Annotated in this window: 12 protein-coding genes; 2 read left to right on the forward strand and 10 right to left on the reverse strand. The window is 62.1% G+C overall.

Features of this window, described 5'->3' with window-relative positions; genetic code table 11:
* The first annotated feature begins 47 nt into the window (after positions 1-47).
* Complete coding sequence (gene pepN, locus FHS92_RS07055) at positions 48-2,672, forward strand: aminopeptidase N (RefSeq protein ID WP_184079028.1); 2,625 nt, start codon at positions 48-50, stop codon at positions 2,670-2,672.
* A gap of 194 nt (positions 2,673-2,866) precedes the next feature.
* Here the strand turns inward: pepN and FHS92_RS07060 are convergent, their stop codons facing one another.
* From FHS92_RS07060 to FHS92_RS07075, 4 genes are read right to left on the reverse strand one after another with little or no spacing between them, the layout of a single operon-like run.
* Complete coding sequence (locus tag FHS92_RS07060) at positions 2,867-3,643, reverse strand: SDR family NAD(P)-dependent oxidoreductase (protein WP_184079030.1); 777 nt, start codon at positions 3,641-3,643, stop codon at positions 2,867-2,869.
* Between the two features lie 51 nt (positions 3,644-3,694).
* Positions 3,695-4,537, reverse strand: a complete 843-nt coding sequence (locus FHS92_RS07065) for an ergot alkaloid biosynthesis protein (protein WP_184079032.1) — start codon at positions 4,535-4,537, stop codon at positions 3,695-3,697.
* On the reverse strand, positions 4,534-4,977 hold the full coding sequence (locus FHS92_RS07070; RefSeq protein WP_184079034.1) for a nuclear transport factor 2 family protein: 444 nt from the start codon (positions 4,975-4,977) through the stop codon (positions 4,534-4,536). Before FHS92_RS07070 ends, FHS92_RS07065 begins: the two co-directional genes overlap by 4 nt.
* 17 nt (positions 4,978-4,994) lie before the next feature.
* Complete coding sequence (locus tag FHS92_RS07075; protein ID WP_184079035.1) at positions 4,995-7,175, reverse strand: TonB-dependent receptor; 2,181 nt, start codon at positions 7,173-7,175, stop codon at positions 4,995-4,997.
* A gap of 184 nt (positions 7,176-7,359) precedes the next feature.
* Between FHS92_RS07075 and FHS92_RS07080 the strand changes: the two genes are divergently transcribed.
* Positions 7,360-7,974: a TetR/AcrR family transcriptional regulator gene (locus FHS92_RS07080; protein ID WP_184079036.1), complete on the forward strand. Its 615-nt coding sequence runs from the start codon at positions 7,360-7,362 to the stop codon at positions 7,972-7,974.
* Positions 7,975-8,013: 39 nt separating this feature from the next.
* Here FHS92_RS07080 and FHS92_RS07085 read toward each other — a convergent pair whose 3' ends face one another.
* The 6 genes from FHS92_RS07085 to FHS92_RS07110 all read right to left on the reverse strand — a co-directional run bounded on the left by FHS92_RS07085 (position 8,014) and on the right by FHS92_RS07110 (position 14,094).
* Positions 8,014-8,802 carry an SDR family oxidoreductase gene (locus FHS92_RS07085; RefSeq protein ID WP_246351858.1) on the reverse strand — a complete coding sequence of 263 codons (789 nt, stop codon included), beginning with the start codon at positions 8,800-8,802 and terminating at the stop codon, positions 8,014-8,016.
* Positions 8,792-9,730 (reverse strand): 3,5-dioxohexanoate:acetyl-CoA acetone transferase, encoded by a 939-nt coding sequence (kce, locus tag FHS92_RS07090; protein ID WP_184079037.1) that lies wholly within the window; start codon positions 9,728-9,730, stop codon positions 8,792-8,794. Before kce ends, FHS92_RS07085 begins: the two co-directional genes overlap by 11 nt.
* Positions 9,731-9,880: 150 nt before the next feature.
* The gene (locus tag FHS92_RS07095) at positions 9,881-10,267 is read right to left on the reverse strand and encodes a RidA family protein (RefSeq protein WP_184079038.1); all 387 of its coding nucleotides are present in this window, start codon (positions 10,265-10,267) and stop codon (positions 9,881-9,883) included.
* Between the two features lie 73 nt (positions 10,268-10,340).
* Complete coding sequence (locus tag FHS92_RS07100) at positions 10,341-11,657, reverse strand: purine-cytosine permease family protein (protein WP_184079039.1); 1,317 nt, start codon at positions 11,655-11,657, stop codon at positions 10,341-10,343.
* A gap of 161 nt (positions 11,658-11,818) precedes the next feature.
* Entirely contained in the window at positions 11,819-13,090 is a 1,272-nt protein-coding gene (locus FHS92_RS07105; protein ID WP_184079041.1) for a dihydrolipoamide acetyltransferase family protein, read from the reverse strand.
* Positions 13,090-14,094 (reverse strand): alpha-ketoacid dehydrogenase subunit beta, encoded by a 1,005-nt coding sequence (locus tag FHS92_RS07110; RefSeq protein WP_184080220.1) that lies wholly within the window; start codon positions 14,092-14,094, stop codon positions 13,090-13,092. The genes FHS92_RS07105 and FHS92_RS07110 overlap by 1 nt, the downstream gene beginning before the upstream one ends.
* Positions 14,095-14,097 lie beyond the last annotated feature (3 nt).

Genomic DNA, 14,097 nt, shown 5'->3' on the forward strand with positions numbered 1-14,097 from the left:
ACCCATCCCCATTGTACATTGCGCCGCTCGACCATAGGTTGCAGCGCATGGCAGATATCCAGACCCAGCCTCACACTCAGGCAACCCTGACCCCGGCCCCGACCGTCATCCATCGCGCCGATTATCGTGTGCCCGATTGGCTGGTGCCGGACATCGCCCTCGACTTCGCGCTCGATCCGGAAACGACGCGCGTGCACGCGACATTGAGCGTCACACGCAATGGCGCGCACGATCGCCCGCTGCGCCTCGATGGCGACGGGCTGGTGCCTCTCGAAGTACTGGTCGATGGTCGCCCGCTTGATCCGAACGAATGGACGCTCGACAACGACACGCTCGTCATTCCGCTGGGCGGCGAGCGCCACAGCGTCGAAACCCGCGTGGCCCTCGCGCCATCCGCCAACAGCAAGTTGATGGGCCTTTATGCCAGTGGCGGCCTGCTCTGCACCCAGTGCGAGGCCGAAGGCTTTCGCCGCATCACCTTCTTCCCCGACCGCCCGGACATCCTGAGCCGTTATACCGTGCGGATGGAGGCCGACAAAACGGCCTATCCCGTCCTCCTTTCCAATGGCGATCCGGTCGCATCAGGCGAAGCGGCGGACGGGCGACATTGGGCGCAATGGAACGACCCCTTCCCGAAGCCCAGCTACCTCTTCGCGCTGGTCGCGGGCGACCTTTCCTGCAACGCCGACCACTTTACCACGATGAGCGGGCGCGCGGTGAAGCTCGGCATCTGGGTGCGTGAGGCCGACCTCCCGCGCACTGAGCATGCGATGAAGGCCTTGAAGGATTCGATGGCGTGGGACGAGCGCACCTACGGCCGCGAATATGATCTCGACGTGTTCAACATCGTCGCGGTCGACGATTTCAACTTTGGCGCGATGGAGAACAAGGGTCTCAACATCTTCAACAGCCGCTACATCCTCGCCGATGCGGAAACGGCCACCGACGCGGATTATGACGCGGTTGAGGGGGTTGTTGCCCATGAATATTTCCACAATTGGTCGGGGAACCGCGTCACCTGTCGCGACTGGTTCCAGCTCAGCCTCAAGGAAGGGCTGACCGTCTACCGCGATCAGTGTTTCTCCGCCGACATGGGTTCCCCCGCCGTCAAGCGGATCGAGGATGTCCGGGCGCTTCGCGCCGCGCAGTTCCCAGAGGATGGCGGCCCGCTCGCCCATCCGGTTCGCCCTGAATCCTATATGGAAATCAGTAACTTCTATACCGCGACCATTTACAACAAGGGCGCGGAAGTCATCCGCATGATGGCGCTTCTGCTCGGGCCGGACCGCTATCGCAAGGGCACCGACCTCTATTTCGCGCGGCACGACGGACAGGCCGCCACCTGCGAGGATTTTGTCCGCGCGATGGAAGAAGGCGGCGGCATCGACCTTACCCAGTTCCGCCGCTGGTATGAACAGGCAGGCACGCCGCGCATCGCCGTGTCGGTGAAACACGATCCTGACAGCCACAGCGCGACCGTCACGCTGGAACAGAGCCTCCCCCCGACGCCCGGCCAACCGACCAAGCAGCCGATGGCGATCCCGCTGCGCACGGCCCTGTTCGATCGGCAGTCCGGCGAGCAGACGGGCGAGCAGACCTTGCTGCTGACGCAGGACAGCCAGTCCTTCCGCTTCGAAGGCATCAACAGCCCTCCGGTCCTCTCCATCAACCGCGGTTTCTCTGCCCCGGTCATCATCAATGCGCAGCGCAGCCAGGACGAATTGGCCTTCCTGTCCGCGCATGATGACGACCCATTCGCCCGCTACGAGGCGATGCAGCAGTTGATGGTCAATGCGCTGGTGCATGGCATCACAACCGGCACGCTCGATCCCAAGCCTGTGATCGCCGCCATACGCAACACCGCAACCGACCCGGCGCTGGACGATGCGTTCATTGCCGAGGCCGTCCGCCTGCCGAGCGAAGCCTATCTTGGCGACCAGATGCCGGTGGTCGATCCTGACGCCATTCACGAGGCGCGCGACCGCCTGCAACGCGCCATCGGCGAGGCACTCGAACCACTATGGCGCAATCTGCACCGGCGGTCGGCGCGCCCAGTCTTCGACCTCTCGCCCGCATCAAAGGGCGCGCGCAAGCTACGCAACATGGCGCTCGTCTACATCGTGGCGAGCGGCGCGGAAGACGGGGCACGCGTCGCCTTCGCACAATTCGAGCAGGCCAACACCATGACCGAGCGGCAGGCGGCGCTGGCTGTGCTGGCAAATGGCACCAGCGACGAGCGCGAAGCGGCACTCGACATCTTCTACAACCGCTACCGTGACGACGCGCTCGTCCTCGACAAATGGTTCCAGACGCAGGCGCTCGCCTTCCATCCGGATACCGTGCCGCTTGTCGAGCAGCTGGCGAAACACCCCGATTTCACGCTCAACAACCCCAATCGTGTGCGTTCGCTCTACGGCGCGTTCGCGGCAAACCAGTGGGCCTTCCACCAGAAGGGCGGGCGCGGCTACACGATCCTCGGCGATCTCATCGTCGCGCTCGATCCGATCAATCCGCAAACCGCCGCGCGCATGATCCCCCCTCTGGGTCGCTGGCTCCGGTTCGATGCGGATCGCGGCGCGTTGATGCAGGCGCAGCTCCGCCGCATCCTCGCACAGCCCGGCTTGTCCAAGGACGTGACCGAGCAGGCGAGCAAGAGCCTCCCCACGCCCTGAGCCGCGCCGGTGCATGAGGCTTACGGCGCAATGGGCTGCAGAGCAGCGCGTCGATACGCCCTCATCGCCGCGCGATTTCTGCTGGGACCAACGAGCGCTAAAAGGATATCGCTCCAGCCACAGGTCACAGACCCGGGCTGGAGCGATCATCTTTACGCGGCCACCTCGAACGAGGTGGCCTTATGGCGCAGATGTCAGAGCGAAACGCCCGCCGACAGACCCTCGTCGCACAGCACCGAGGAGCCATGCATCCCGTTCGAACCGGGCGATGCGATGAGGAAGTAGCACAACTCCGCCACATCGTCCGAGCTAGAGAACTTGTTGTTGCTCGGCACCGCGGCGTTGAGCGAGTCCAGCAGGGTGCGCTGGCTGGGATCGGTCCGCATCGCCTCGTTCATCGGAGTGGCCGTGTTGCCGGGGCAAACCGCATTGATGTTGATGTTGTGCGGGGCCAGTTCCAGCGCCAGCGACTTCACCATCTGGGTAACGCCGCCCTTGGTCGCGCAATAGGTTGCGAACGCGGCAATGCCCAGGCGGTCGGCAGCGGACGAAAGGCAGACGATCTTACCGCCGCCCAGCTTCTTCATGCCCGGAACAACCGCGTTGACGCAGTAGAACGTCCCTTTGAGGTTGACGTCGACCATCTGGTTGAACGTACCCAGATCGGCATCGCCAATCGGCGTCGGCAGGAAGATGCCGGCCGACGTAACCAGGATTTCCACCGGCCCGAGCTGCTGCTCGACGTCCCCGACCAGCCCGGCGACGGCATCCGGATTGCGCAGGTCAACGGCGAATGGCGCCGCTGTGCCGCCCGCCGCGACAATTTCGTCGACGACCGTCTGCGCCTTGGCAACACTGGAGCTCGCGACGACGGCGACCTTGGCCCCCGCCTTTGCAAGCCGCAGGGCGACCGACTTGCCGATGCCCGAACTGCTGCCGGTTACCAGCGCAACTTTACCTTCCACCACCATATCCGAAATCCCTTTGTTTCAACCGACCCCGTAGCAACGCGGTCTGCAATGCTATTTCCAGACATCCGCGTTTTGATCGGCGAATGCCGCAAAAGCGACAGGCTCTCTTCCTGAGATCTCAGAAATAACCGTCGTCGTTCGCGCTTCTGCACCACTTGCTATCAGGCCGTCAAGCCCCGCAAGCATCATGGCATAATCGGCGCCAAGACCATTTTTTTGGTGCCAGGACGCCAGCTGTTCGACGGTAAGCCGGACATGCTGGACGGGCTTGCCGCGCGCCTTGCCGATGATGTCCGCAACATCGCCATAAGTCAGCAGATTGCCGCCAGTGAGCAGCAGATCCTGCCCCAGCGGGGTGTCGCTGGTCAGGGCATGGAAGGCGACCTCGGCAATATCCTCGACCGCGATAAACGGAACCTGCCCCTCTTCGGTCGCGGAATAGATCGAGTCTTCCTTGCAGATGCTCGACAGATGCGGTTCGTTGATGAAATTCTGCATGAACCAGGAAGGACGCAACACCGACCATTCGGGCGCACGCTCCTTGAGCACCGTATGGATCTGGCCCATCGCCGGTCCGCCTTCTTCCAGCAGCGATGAACTCAGCAGTGCGAACCGGCGCGTGCCGCCCGCAATGGCCTGATCTATGAAGGGCGCGACGATGTCGACCGGGCTGTTATGCCCCACCGGAGCCACGACATACACCGCCGACACGCCTTCCAGCGCACTCTGGAACGTGTTGGCGTTGAACCAGTCGAAGGCGATCCCTTCCGCACCCGCAGGCGCGGTGCCAGACCGGGTCGCAGACCGGACCGGAATACCAGCTTCGATCAGACGATGGACCAGCGGAGCGCCGGTCTTGCCGGTACCACCGATGACGAGAACCTTATCGCTCATGCGATCCCTCCCGCGCCCAGTGCTTCGAGCGCTTCTAGTCCGCCCATCGCCTTGATGCCGACCAGCGGATCCCAATAGTCCTTGTACAGCACGAACTTGCCGTCCCTGACCGTAATAACCGCAACATATTTCATCGTGAAATCATTCCCGGCAGGGAGGCTCGTGGCGTCCCCGACCATCTCGATGATCAGCGTGTTTCCGCTGTAGTAACTCCCCGTAAACGTCATGCTCTTGAGGTTCACATGATCGGGGTAACCCTTGATGAAATCTGCGATTGCAGATTTTCCGTCGAGCCGGGGAGGATAGCCCGGAGGCGCGAACGGGAACTCCATCGCGCCGTCTTCGTGAAACATTTCGCTCCACGGGCCGGTTTCGGAGCGTGTCAACGCCTCCATTGCACCGCCGAGCATATGCTCGGCGGCCTGCAGATCCTCACTCATAAACACTCCTGACAGAATTAGAATTTATAGGATACGAACCCGCGCACCGTGCGCGGCTCACCGGGCATCGCACCCGCCGAGAAGGCGGCATAGGTCGCGACCACATAGTTCTTGTCCGTGATGTTATCGACGCGGATGCCGCCGCTCAGGCCGTTGGTCTTCGACTCGATCGTGAGACCGGCATTGAACAGCCAGTGCGCTTCGGACCCTAGCCGGATGTCATTGAGCGGGGTGTAGAACACGTCACCCTTGTACGTGGCCCCGCCGCGCAGATGGAGATCCGTGCTGCTGCCAAGCGACGCATTATACTGGAGGTAAGCGCTTCCCGACCAGCGCGGAGCATCATTGAGGCGCTTGCCATCCGGGTTGACCGGGCCGGAGGTGAAGTTGTTGATCGCCGGGAAGCTGCCCTTATATTTCGCGTCCAGATAGGCGAGGCTGCCGCCAAACTCGACCGCGTCGGTGGGCTGGAAAGCGCCTTCCAGTTCGATACCCTTGATCTTGGCCTTCTTGGCATTGTTCACAAGTTGGTTGGTCGTCCCGGATACCGGATCGAACACAAACTGGTTAACCTGCAAACCTTTATAGTCGTTGTAGAATGTGGCGATGTTCAAGCGCCCGCCGATCGACGGAATCCCGAGTTTCAGACCCGCTTCATAGGCCCACACATATTCCGGCTTATATCCGGCGGAGTTGATGGACGAGGGATCGATCAGCAGGTTGAAACCGCCGCTCTTGTAGCCCTTCGTCACCGACGCATAAACCAGCGTATCGCGCGATGCCTGATACTGAACGCCGAACTTCGGCGTCATTGCACCCTTCGTGCTGCCGCCCGAGAAGATCGGCGCGGTGTTGGAGGGCAACTGGTGACGGTCGTTGGTGATGCCCGTCGTCTGGACACCGAAAATGTTTTCGACGTCCTTCTCGTCGTGCGTGTAGCGCACGCCGGCCGTGAACTTGAGCTTGTCGCCAACCGGTATGTCGACCTGCCCGAAGACCGCCCCGGACTTCGTCAAGGCATTGATCCCCTGCGTCTGCAGAACGCTGCCGAACACCACCGCTCCGTAATAGCTGACGGCCCGTTCCCGCATGCCGAATGCGCCAACGACATAGGTGACGCCGCCAATATTGCCCGAGAGTGTCAGCTCCTGGCTCAACTGGCTCTGATTTTCCACAAAGGCGCGGGTGTGAAACAGGTCGACCGCCGTGAAATCGAGGTCGGCTTCGAAATCCGCGTTCGACTCGCGATAGGCCGTGATCGACGTCAGCGTCGCGCCGCCCAGATCGGCGGCAATCTTGGCGCTGGTGCCATATTGCTCGGTAATGCCCTGGTTCGGGGCGCTGAGCGCGCTTTCATGAAAGCCGGGATTCAGGCCATCCGGGATGAACGGAGCGGAGCGACGCACCGTGAAGGAATTGAAATATTCGTCCGCCTTGCTGTAGTCGGCCGCCAATATGATATCGACACCCGGCGAGACATCGAACTTGAGCTTGCCGCGCACGCCCCAGCGGTTCTCGTTCCAGCCATCCTTGAGCGACGGATTGAGTTCCTTGGTGTAGAAATCGTGGTAGCTATACCGTCCGGACACGGCAAACGACACGCCATTCGCGAGCGGGCCGGACAGCGCGAATTCGGGGCGCACCAGCATATAGTTGCCGATGGTCATCTTGACCTCGCCGCGCAGTTCGTCGGTCGGATCCTTGGTGAGAATGTTGACCGTACCGCCGATGACGTTGCGACCATAGAGCGTACCCTGGGGTCCGCGCAGGACTTCCACGCGCTCGAAATCCAGAAAATCGACGTTGGCGCCGGTGGGACGCGCGTAGTAAACGCCATCGACCTGCAACGTGGTGCTGGGATCGCCGCCTGCGAACACATTGTTCGTGCCCACACCGCGAATCGACGCGATCGACCAGGGGCCATTGAACGTATAGGCAAAACCGGGGGTAACCTGCGCCACGTTAACGAGCGATGCCGCGCCCATCTGCGCGATCGTCTCGGCAGAGAATGCCGTAATCGCGAGCGGTACCTTCTGCAGGCTTTGCGCACCCGTCTTGGTCGCGGTCACGACAATGTCCGGCATGCCGCCATTGGCATCATCGGCCGCTGCCGGAGCGCCCTCCTGCGCGTGCGCGACCATCGGCAGCAGGCTGGTGGTGACCAGTGCGACCCTGAAAAACCTGTTCATCTTTCCCATGTCGATCCCCTTATTTTCCCTTGGCAATCCTCATGCGAGCCGAATGCCGCCCCGCTTCTGACCGTCATTATAGGCCGCTTCATGATCGCGTCGGATCAGCTCTATAACGGAACGGATTGGTTCCGTTCTTATTTCTTGCACGATTCGGGTTGGAACGCAAGCGTTTCGATTGTATGGAGGCCCTATGAATTATCAGGCGATCACCGAAACCGCTCCACGAGGCGCTGCCCTGCTTCGACCGCATGTGACCCGCTCGATCTGGCGCGCCGCGATTATCGAACTCGCCCGCGTGGGCTATGATCAGATGAGCATGGATGCCGTCGCCAAGCGGGCTGGCGTGGGCAAGGCGGCACTGTATCGGCGCTGGAACAGCAAAGAGGCGATGGTCGTGGCGATGATCACCGCAATTGAGCTGGAAATCGTCCAGGCGGAAGACCGGGGCTCCCTCCGGGATGACATAAAAAGCTATGTAGAGGCAGGCCTGCGCATGATGCGCCGTCCGCTGGCCACCCGCATTCTGCCCGATCTTTATGCGGAAATGTGCCGGGATACGCTGCTCGCGAAGGCCATTCGCGATACGGTGTATGCGCGCAAGCGGATCAGCATCGTTGCGTTGCTGGATCGCGCCATCCAGCGCGGCGAACTCTCGCCGGGAATGGATGTCGATTTGGCGTTCGATGTAATTGCCGGAACGCTTTACTGGCGGGTGCTGGTGTCGCGGAGCAATTCGGACGACACGCAGGTGAACGCAATGGCGGATGGTTTCGCCGCCGCTCTCAAGGCAATGTCGCCCCCCTAATGCGCAAGCCGAACCACCGACCCTGCGGTTCGCCACCGCTCACTGCTCCCACTCGATATTGCCGTCGACGCCGATCAGTTGGCCGGTAATGTGCCGGGCAGCAGGAGAGGCAAGAAAAACCGCCAGATCGGCTATTTCATGCGGCTGAACCTTCGCACGCATCGAAATAAAGTCGAGAAAGCCTGCCTCGATATGGGCAAGGGGAACCCCCTTGCTGTCGGCCTGCGCCTGCAGGATGGCCTGCATTCGCGGCCCGTCGACCAGGCCCGGCCTGATCGCGTTGACGCGGATTCCGGCAGGGCCCAGCTCCTTCGCTGCGCCCCTCGTCAATCCTTCGACCGCCCATTTCGAGGCGATGTAGTCCAACCGGTTGACGGGAAGCGTGAACACCGACCCGGTGGAAATGTTGATGACAGCCCCCCCGCCCCGCTGCTCCATGTCCGGGGTTACAGCGCGCAGGAATGAGAAGCAGCCATGCACGTTGACGTTGAACGACCGACGCCAGTCTTCCATGCCGAGCGTGGCGATCGGCGCGCATCCACCCGCGATCCCTGCATTGTTGACGAGTGTGTCGACGGGACCGAGTTCCGACTTTACCGCCGTTACGAATGCATCGACCTGCGTTTCGTCGCTGACATCCACCACACCGGCGAGAAGCAAGGGCTGCTCTTCGCACGCCCGGTCCAGTGCGTTTGCGTCCACGTCACAGAGCGCGACACGGGCGCCGACGGTCAGGAACCGGCGGGCAATCGCCCAGCCGATCCCCGAAGCCCCCGCCGTAACGAGGACAGTCTGCGCCGACACATCGCGGGGCAGGCTAGAAGTCAACCCGGTCTCCGCCCTTCAGGCCGAGGATAGCGCGCGCCTCATCGGGCGTGGCGATCTCCAGCCCCAGCGCTTCGACAATCGTACGGATCTTGCGGACTTGTTCGGCATTGGATTTGGCGAGTTCGCCCCGCCCGATATACAGGCTGTCCTCCAGCCCCACCCGCACCGCGCCGCCAAGGATCGCGGCGACAGTGACGAAATGCATCTGCTGACGGCCGACGCCAAAGGCCGAGAATTTGTAATCGTCGCCAAAGATGCGGTCGGCGAGCATCTTGAAATTGACCAGATTTTCGATGCGTCCGCCCATTCCGCCCTGAATGCCGAATATGCCCTGAATCAGGAAGGGCGGTTTCACCAGCCCCTTGTCGGCGAAATATTTGAGCGTTTCCAGATGGCTGAAGTCATAGCATTCAAACTCAAAACGGACGTCATGCTGCTGGCCCACTTCAATCATGATGCGCTCCAGCATCGCGAAGGTGTTGGCGTAGATCAGATCCTTGGTGCCTTCGAGATAAGGCTGTTCCCAGTCGTGCTTCCATTCGGTGAACTTGGCGCCGAGTTCAAACGCGCCGAAGTTCATCGAGCCCATGTTGAGGCTGCACACTTCCGGCTTGGCGCGAAGCGCGGGAGCGATCCGGTCGTCCAGCGCCATGCCGAGCCCACCGCCCGTCGTGATGTTGATGACCGCGTCTGTCGCCTGCTTGATGCGTGGCAGGAACTGCATGAACATGTCCGGATCCTGCACCGGGCGACCCGACTGCGGATCCCGCGCATGAAGATGGATGATCGCGGCGCCCGCTTCCGCTGCCTCTACCGCCGAATCCGCGATCTCGCTCGGCGTAATCGGCAGATATGGCGACATGGTGGGGGTATGAATGCCCCCGGTGACTGCGCATGTGATGATAACCGGATCAGCCCGACGACCCATAAATCCCTCCATTGTTTGATCTGCGATCTCAGTTTATAGGAAATTTCCTGTAGAGCAACTGGGTGTTTGTCCAAAAAGCGAGATGGCCCTTATGCCATTCCGGCAACGGCGTCGGGACGGGCGGGGCGGGTGCGCCCATCATGCGGTCGATTATTCGGGAATGCAGACCGCTTCCGCCTCGATTTCCACCTTCCATTCGGGCCGGGCCAGTTCAGCAATAATCGCTGAACATGTGGGCTTCGCCTCGCCCACCCATTCTTTGTGGACTCTCATCACCGCATCCAGGTCATCGCGGCTGGTCAGATAGAGGCGCGTGCGAATGATATCGTCGGTCCGACCGCCGAGGTCGGTAATTGCCTGGCGGATGATCTCGAAGCAGCGCGCCGCCTGCCCCGCCGCGTCCGGCCGGGAGGAACCGTCGGCCTCTATCGGAGCGCATCCCGATACAACGATTCGATCACCTTGGCGGATAGCCCGGCTGTAGCCATATGCGCTTTCCAGCGACGTGCCGGAAAAAACCCACTTTTTCTCTTTCATACAATGTCCTTGATGGATTTTCTGCCCGGCCCCGCACAACCGGGACCTATGGCGGCCAAAGTGCCGGGCATGATCAGACGGCGGTCACGTTGCTCCGCGTCGGCACGCGATGGGACAATGCGACGTAGAGCGCCGCCTGAAGTACCCCGGCGATGATCGATGCTGCCGGGACGATGGACGGCCCGAATGTGCCCCACAGGGTCATGTTTCCCAGCAGCGAGGATATCAGCAACGAGAGGATGGCGGGCCAACGCCACGCGGCAAACTGGGTAAAGGCGCTGTCGCCCGCGTTGCGCCATTTCTCCCGGCGCACCACCAGGATGTCGACCAGAATGAGCACCGTGAAGCACAGGCTGAACAGGCCGATCACGTTGAGCGCGGCCTCGATCATGTGGGTCGCATGCAGCAGCAGAACGAGCGCGGCCACGACGCCGAATATGACGACCATCAGATGACGGGGAGGACGGAGCGGCGTCATTTCCTCGACGGCGTTGGTGAAGGCAATCGAACCCAGATACATATTGGCAAGATTGATGCGAAGCTGCGTCGCCAGCGCCAGCAGCGCGCCTCCGCCGCCCAGCGCCGTCACCAGATACACGCCGGGATTGGCAACCTGATAGCGGAGCGCGAACCAGATCCCCATCACGCCCGACACGCCGAAAGCGACCAGTTGAAACACCCCGCCCATCCAGACTGTGCCCGCCTTCACGATGTCCTGCCGCACGAAGCGCGCAAAATCCGCCGTGACCAGCGCGGTGACGAAAACCAGCCCGTTCATGATCCCGATCGCCCCGATGAGCGAAAGCGGAGACGCCCCCATGGCGGCGACCCCTGCGGCGGAAGGCGCGGCGCCCTTCAGCGACAGCACGAGCGCGGCGCCAAGCAGAACGACGTAGACGATCAGCGTCATCGCTTGAAATTTGCCCAGAAAACGCATGCCGAACCAGACCAGCGGGATCATGCCGATGGCCACCGCCGGCAGAATGAAGGTCAGCGCAAGGCCGCCCGTCATTTCGCCGATCGCCGCGCCCATGATGTTCGCTTCCACGGCGAAGTAGACCAAAGTGGTGAAGCCGAACAACAGACTGAAGAGGACGCTCCCCCGCGCGCCCAGCACCGCACGCGCCATCAGGTTGATGCCGAAGCCGGTGCGGATTGCGGCGCACGCGATAACCATGGCAACGCCACAGCTTGCGGCCGTGCTGTAGGCCACCGTCAGCACCGCGGTCACCAAGCCATATTGGAGCGTCACGACCGAGGCGAGCTGCATATAAATAAGCGCGGTCGCCATCCCGAGCGCCGCGAAAAACGGCGTGGTCCAGGAACCGCGCCCGTAAAACGGTACGGGAGAAGTCGCATAATCCTCGTCGTTGCCGCTGCCACCCGCCATCTCACGCCCCTTTATTGAGATCTCAGAAATGGTGTTTCATTTGCGGTGGGATGTCAATATGTCTCTTGCAGATCGTGCGGAACAGCTCGCGCGGTTATACCGATGCCCCGCGGCGCATGTTCCTCGCTTGTGAAGACGAACCCGTCGGTCCCCAACGATCCTCAGACCAGCAGGGACGCCGGGGCTTCCAGTGCCTGCTTGAGCGCCTGAACGAAGCTGGCCGCGTCCCACCCATCCACGACGCGGTGATCGCAGCTGATCGACAGGTTCATCAGCATGCGCTTTTCGACTCGCTCGCCGCCCAGTCCATCGGGCACGAACATCGGCCGTTCGACGATCTTGTTGGGGCCGATGATCGCCACTTCCGGACGGTTGATGACCGGAGTGGTGGCGATGCCGCCCAACGTGCCCAGCGAGGTGATGGTCAGCGTCGACCCCGACAGTTCTTCCGACGTCGCCTTGCCGTTGCGCGCCGCTTCGGCGACACGCGCGACTTCGGCGGCGAGCTGCCAGATGTTGCGATCCTGCGCGTCGCGCACCACCGGCACCATCAGCCCACCGTCCGTCTGAGTCGCGATGCCCATATGGATCGAGCCGTGCCGTGTCACGACACCCGCCTCGTCGTCGAACCGCGCGTTCATCATCGGAAAGCGCGGGATCATCCGGCCAATGGCGGTGATCAGGAAAGGAAGGATCGTGAGCTTGGGCCGCTCGCCGCGCGCCGCGTTGAGCTGGGCGCGAAGGGTTTCCAGCGCCGTGACGTCGATTTCCTCGACATAGGTGAAGTGCGGAATATGGCGCTTCGACGCGGCCATATTGTCCGCGATTCGGCGACGCAGGCCGATGACCTTGATCGCCTCGTCCACCCGACCGGTGCGTGACGCAGGACGATAACCCTGGCCGCTGTTGTAGAGCATATAGGCGTCGAGGTCGCTGTGACGAATACGCCCCTCGACGGCCTTGACCTGGGCGAGGTCGATCTGCAGATCCTTCGCCCGCGCACGCACGGCGGGGGATGCGAGCACGGATGGGCTTTTGCTTTGCTCCGGTAAGGCTTTATCGGCAGGCCCGACCGAAGCAGGTACGGCCTCCGCTGGCGGTGCTTCGATAACCGGCGCTGGCGGCTCGGTGGCGACAGGCTGTTCCGGTTCCCGCGCAGGCTCTTCCGGCGCAGCGGACGATACAACCTCCCCAGCCACCTCCACTACGACCAACGGCGCGCCAATCGCGACCTGTTCGCCCGGTTCTCCCGCAAGGCGGACGATCCGGCCGCTGACCGGGCTTTCAATCTCCACCGTCGCCTTGTCTGTCATCATATCGACGAGCGGCTGGTCCTCGCTCACGCTGTCGCCCACCGCGACATGCCACGATACGATTTCCGCTTCGGCAATGCCTTCACCGATGTCCGGCAGCTTGAAAATATACTCGCTCATCAAAGTCTCATCGTGCGTTTGAGGGCTTCACCAAGGCGTAGCGGGCCGGGGAAATATTCCCATTCGAAGGCGTGCGGATAGGGCGTGTCCCATCCGGTGACGCGCTCGACCGGCGCTTCGAGTGCGAAGAAGCAATGTTCCTGCACCAGTGCGGCCAGTTCCGCTCCGAAACCGCTGGTGCGGGTCGCTTCGTGGACGACGACGCAGCGTCCGGTCCGGCTCACCGACGCGACAATCGTTTCGAGGTCGAGGGGAATAAGCGTGCGCAGGTCGATGACTTCGGCGTCGATCCCGGTTTCCTGCGCTGCGGCCAGCGCGACATGCGCCATCGTCCCATAAGCGAGGATTGTCACATCCTGCCCGGCGCGCACGATCCGTGCTTTGCCAAGGGGAACGACATAATGGTCCTCCGGCACATCCGCGTCCGGGTGACCGGCCCAGCTCTGCACCGGACGATCGTGATGGCCATCGAACGGTCCGTTATAGAGGCGCTTGGGCTCGAAAAAGAGGACCGGATCATCGTCCTCGATCGCCGCGATCAGCAGGCCCTTGGCATCATAGGGTGTGGACGGGATGACGGTTTTCAAACCCGCCACATGGGTGAAGATCCCTTCGGGCGACTGGCTGTGCGTCTGCCCACCATAGATGCCCCCGCCATAGGGCGAACGCACCGTGATCGGCGACCACCATTCCCCGCCCGTGCGATAGCGCATGCGAGCAGCTTCGGAGATGAGCTGATCGGTGGCGGGATAGATATAGTCGGCAAACTGGATCTCGACCACCGGCCGCTTGCCATACGCCCCCATGCCCACGGCTGCCGCAACGATGCCGCCTTCGGAAATGGGCGCATCGAAGACCCGGGTCTTCCCATAGCGTTGCTGCAGCCTGTCGGTGGCGCGGAACACGCCGCCGAAATAGCCGACATCCTGCCCGAAGATCATCACGTCAGGATCACGGCCCAGCGCCACATCCATCGCGCTGTTGATCGCCTCGATCATGCTCATCGC

It is taken from the genome of Sphingobium subterraneum (assembly GCF_014199435.1).
GTDB lineage: Bacteria > Pseudomonadota > Alphaproteobacteria > Sphingomonadales > Sphingomonadaceae > Sphingobium > Sphingobium subterraneum.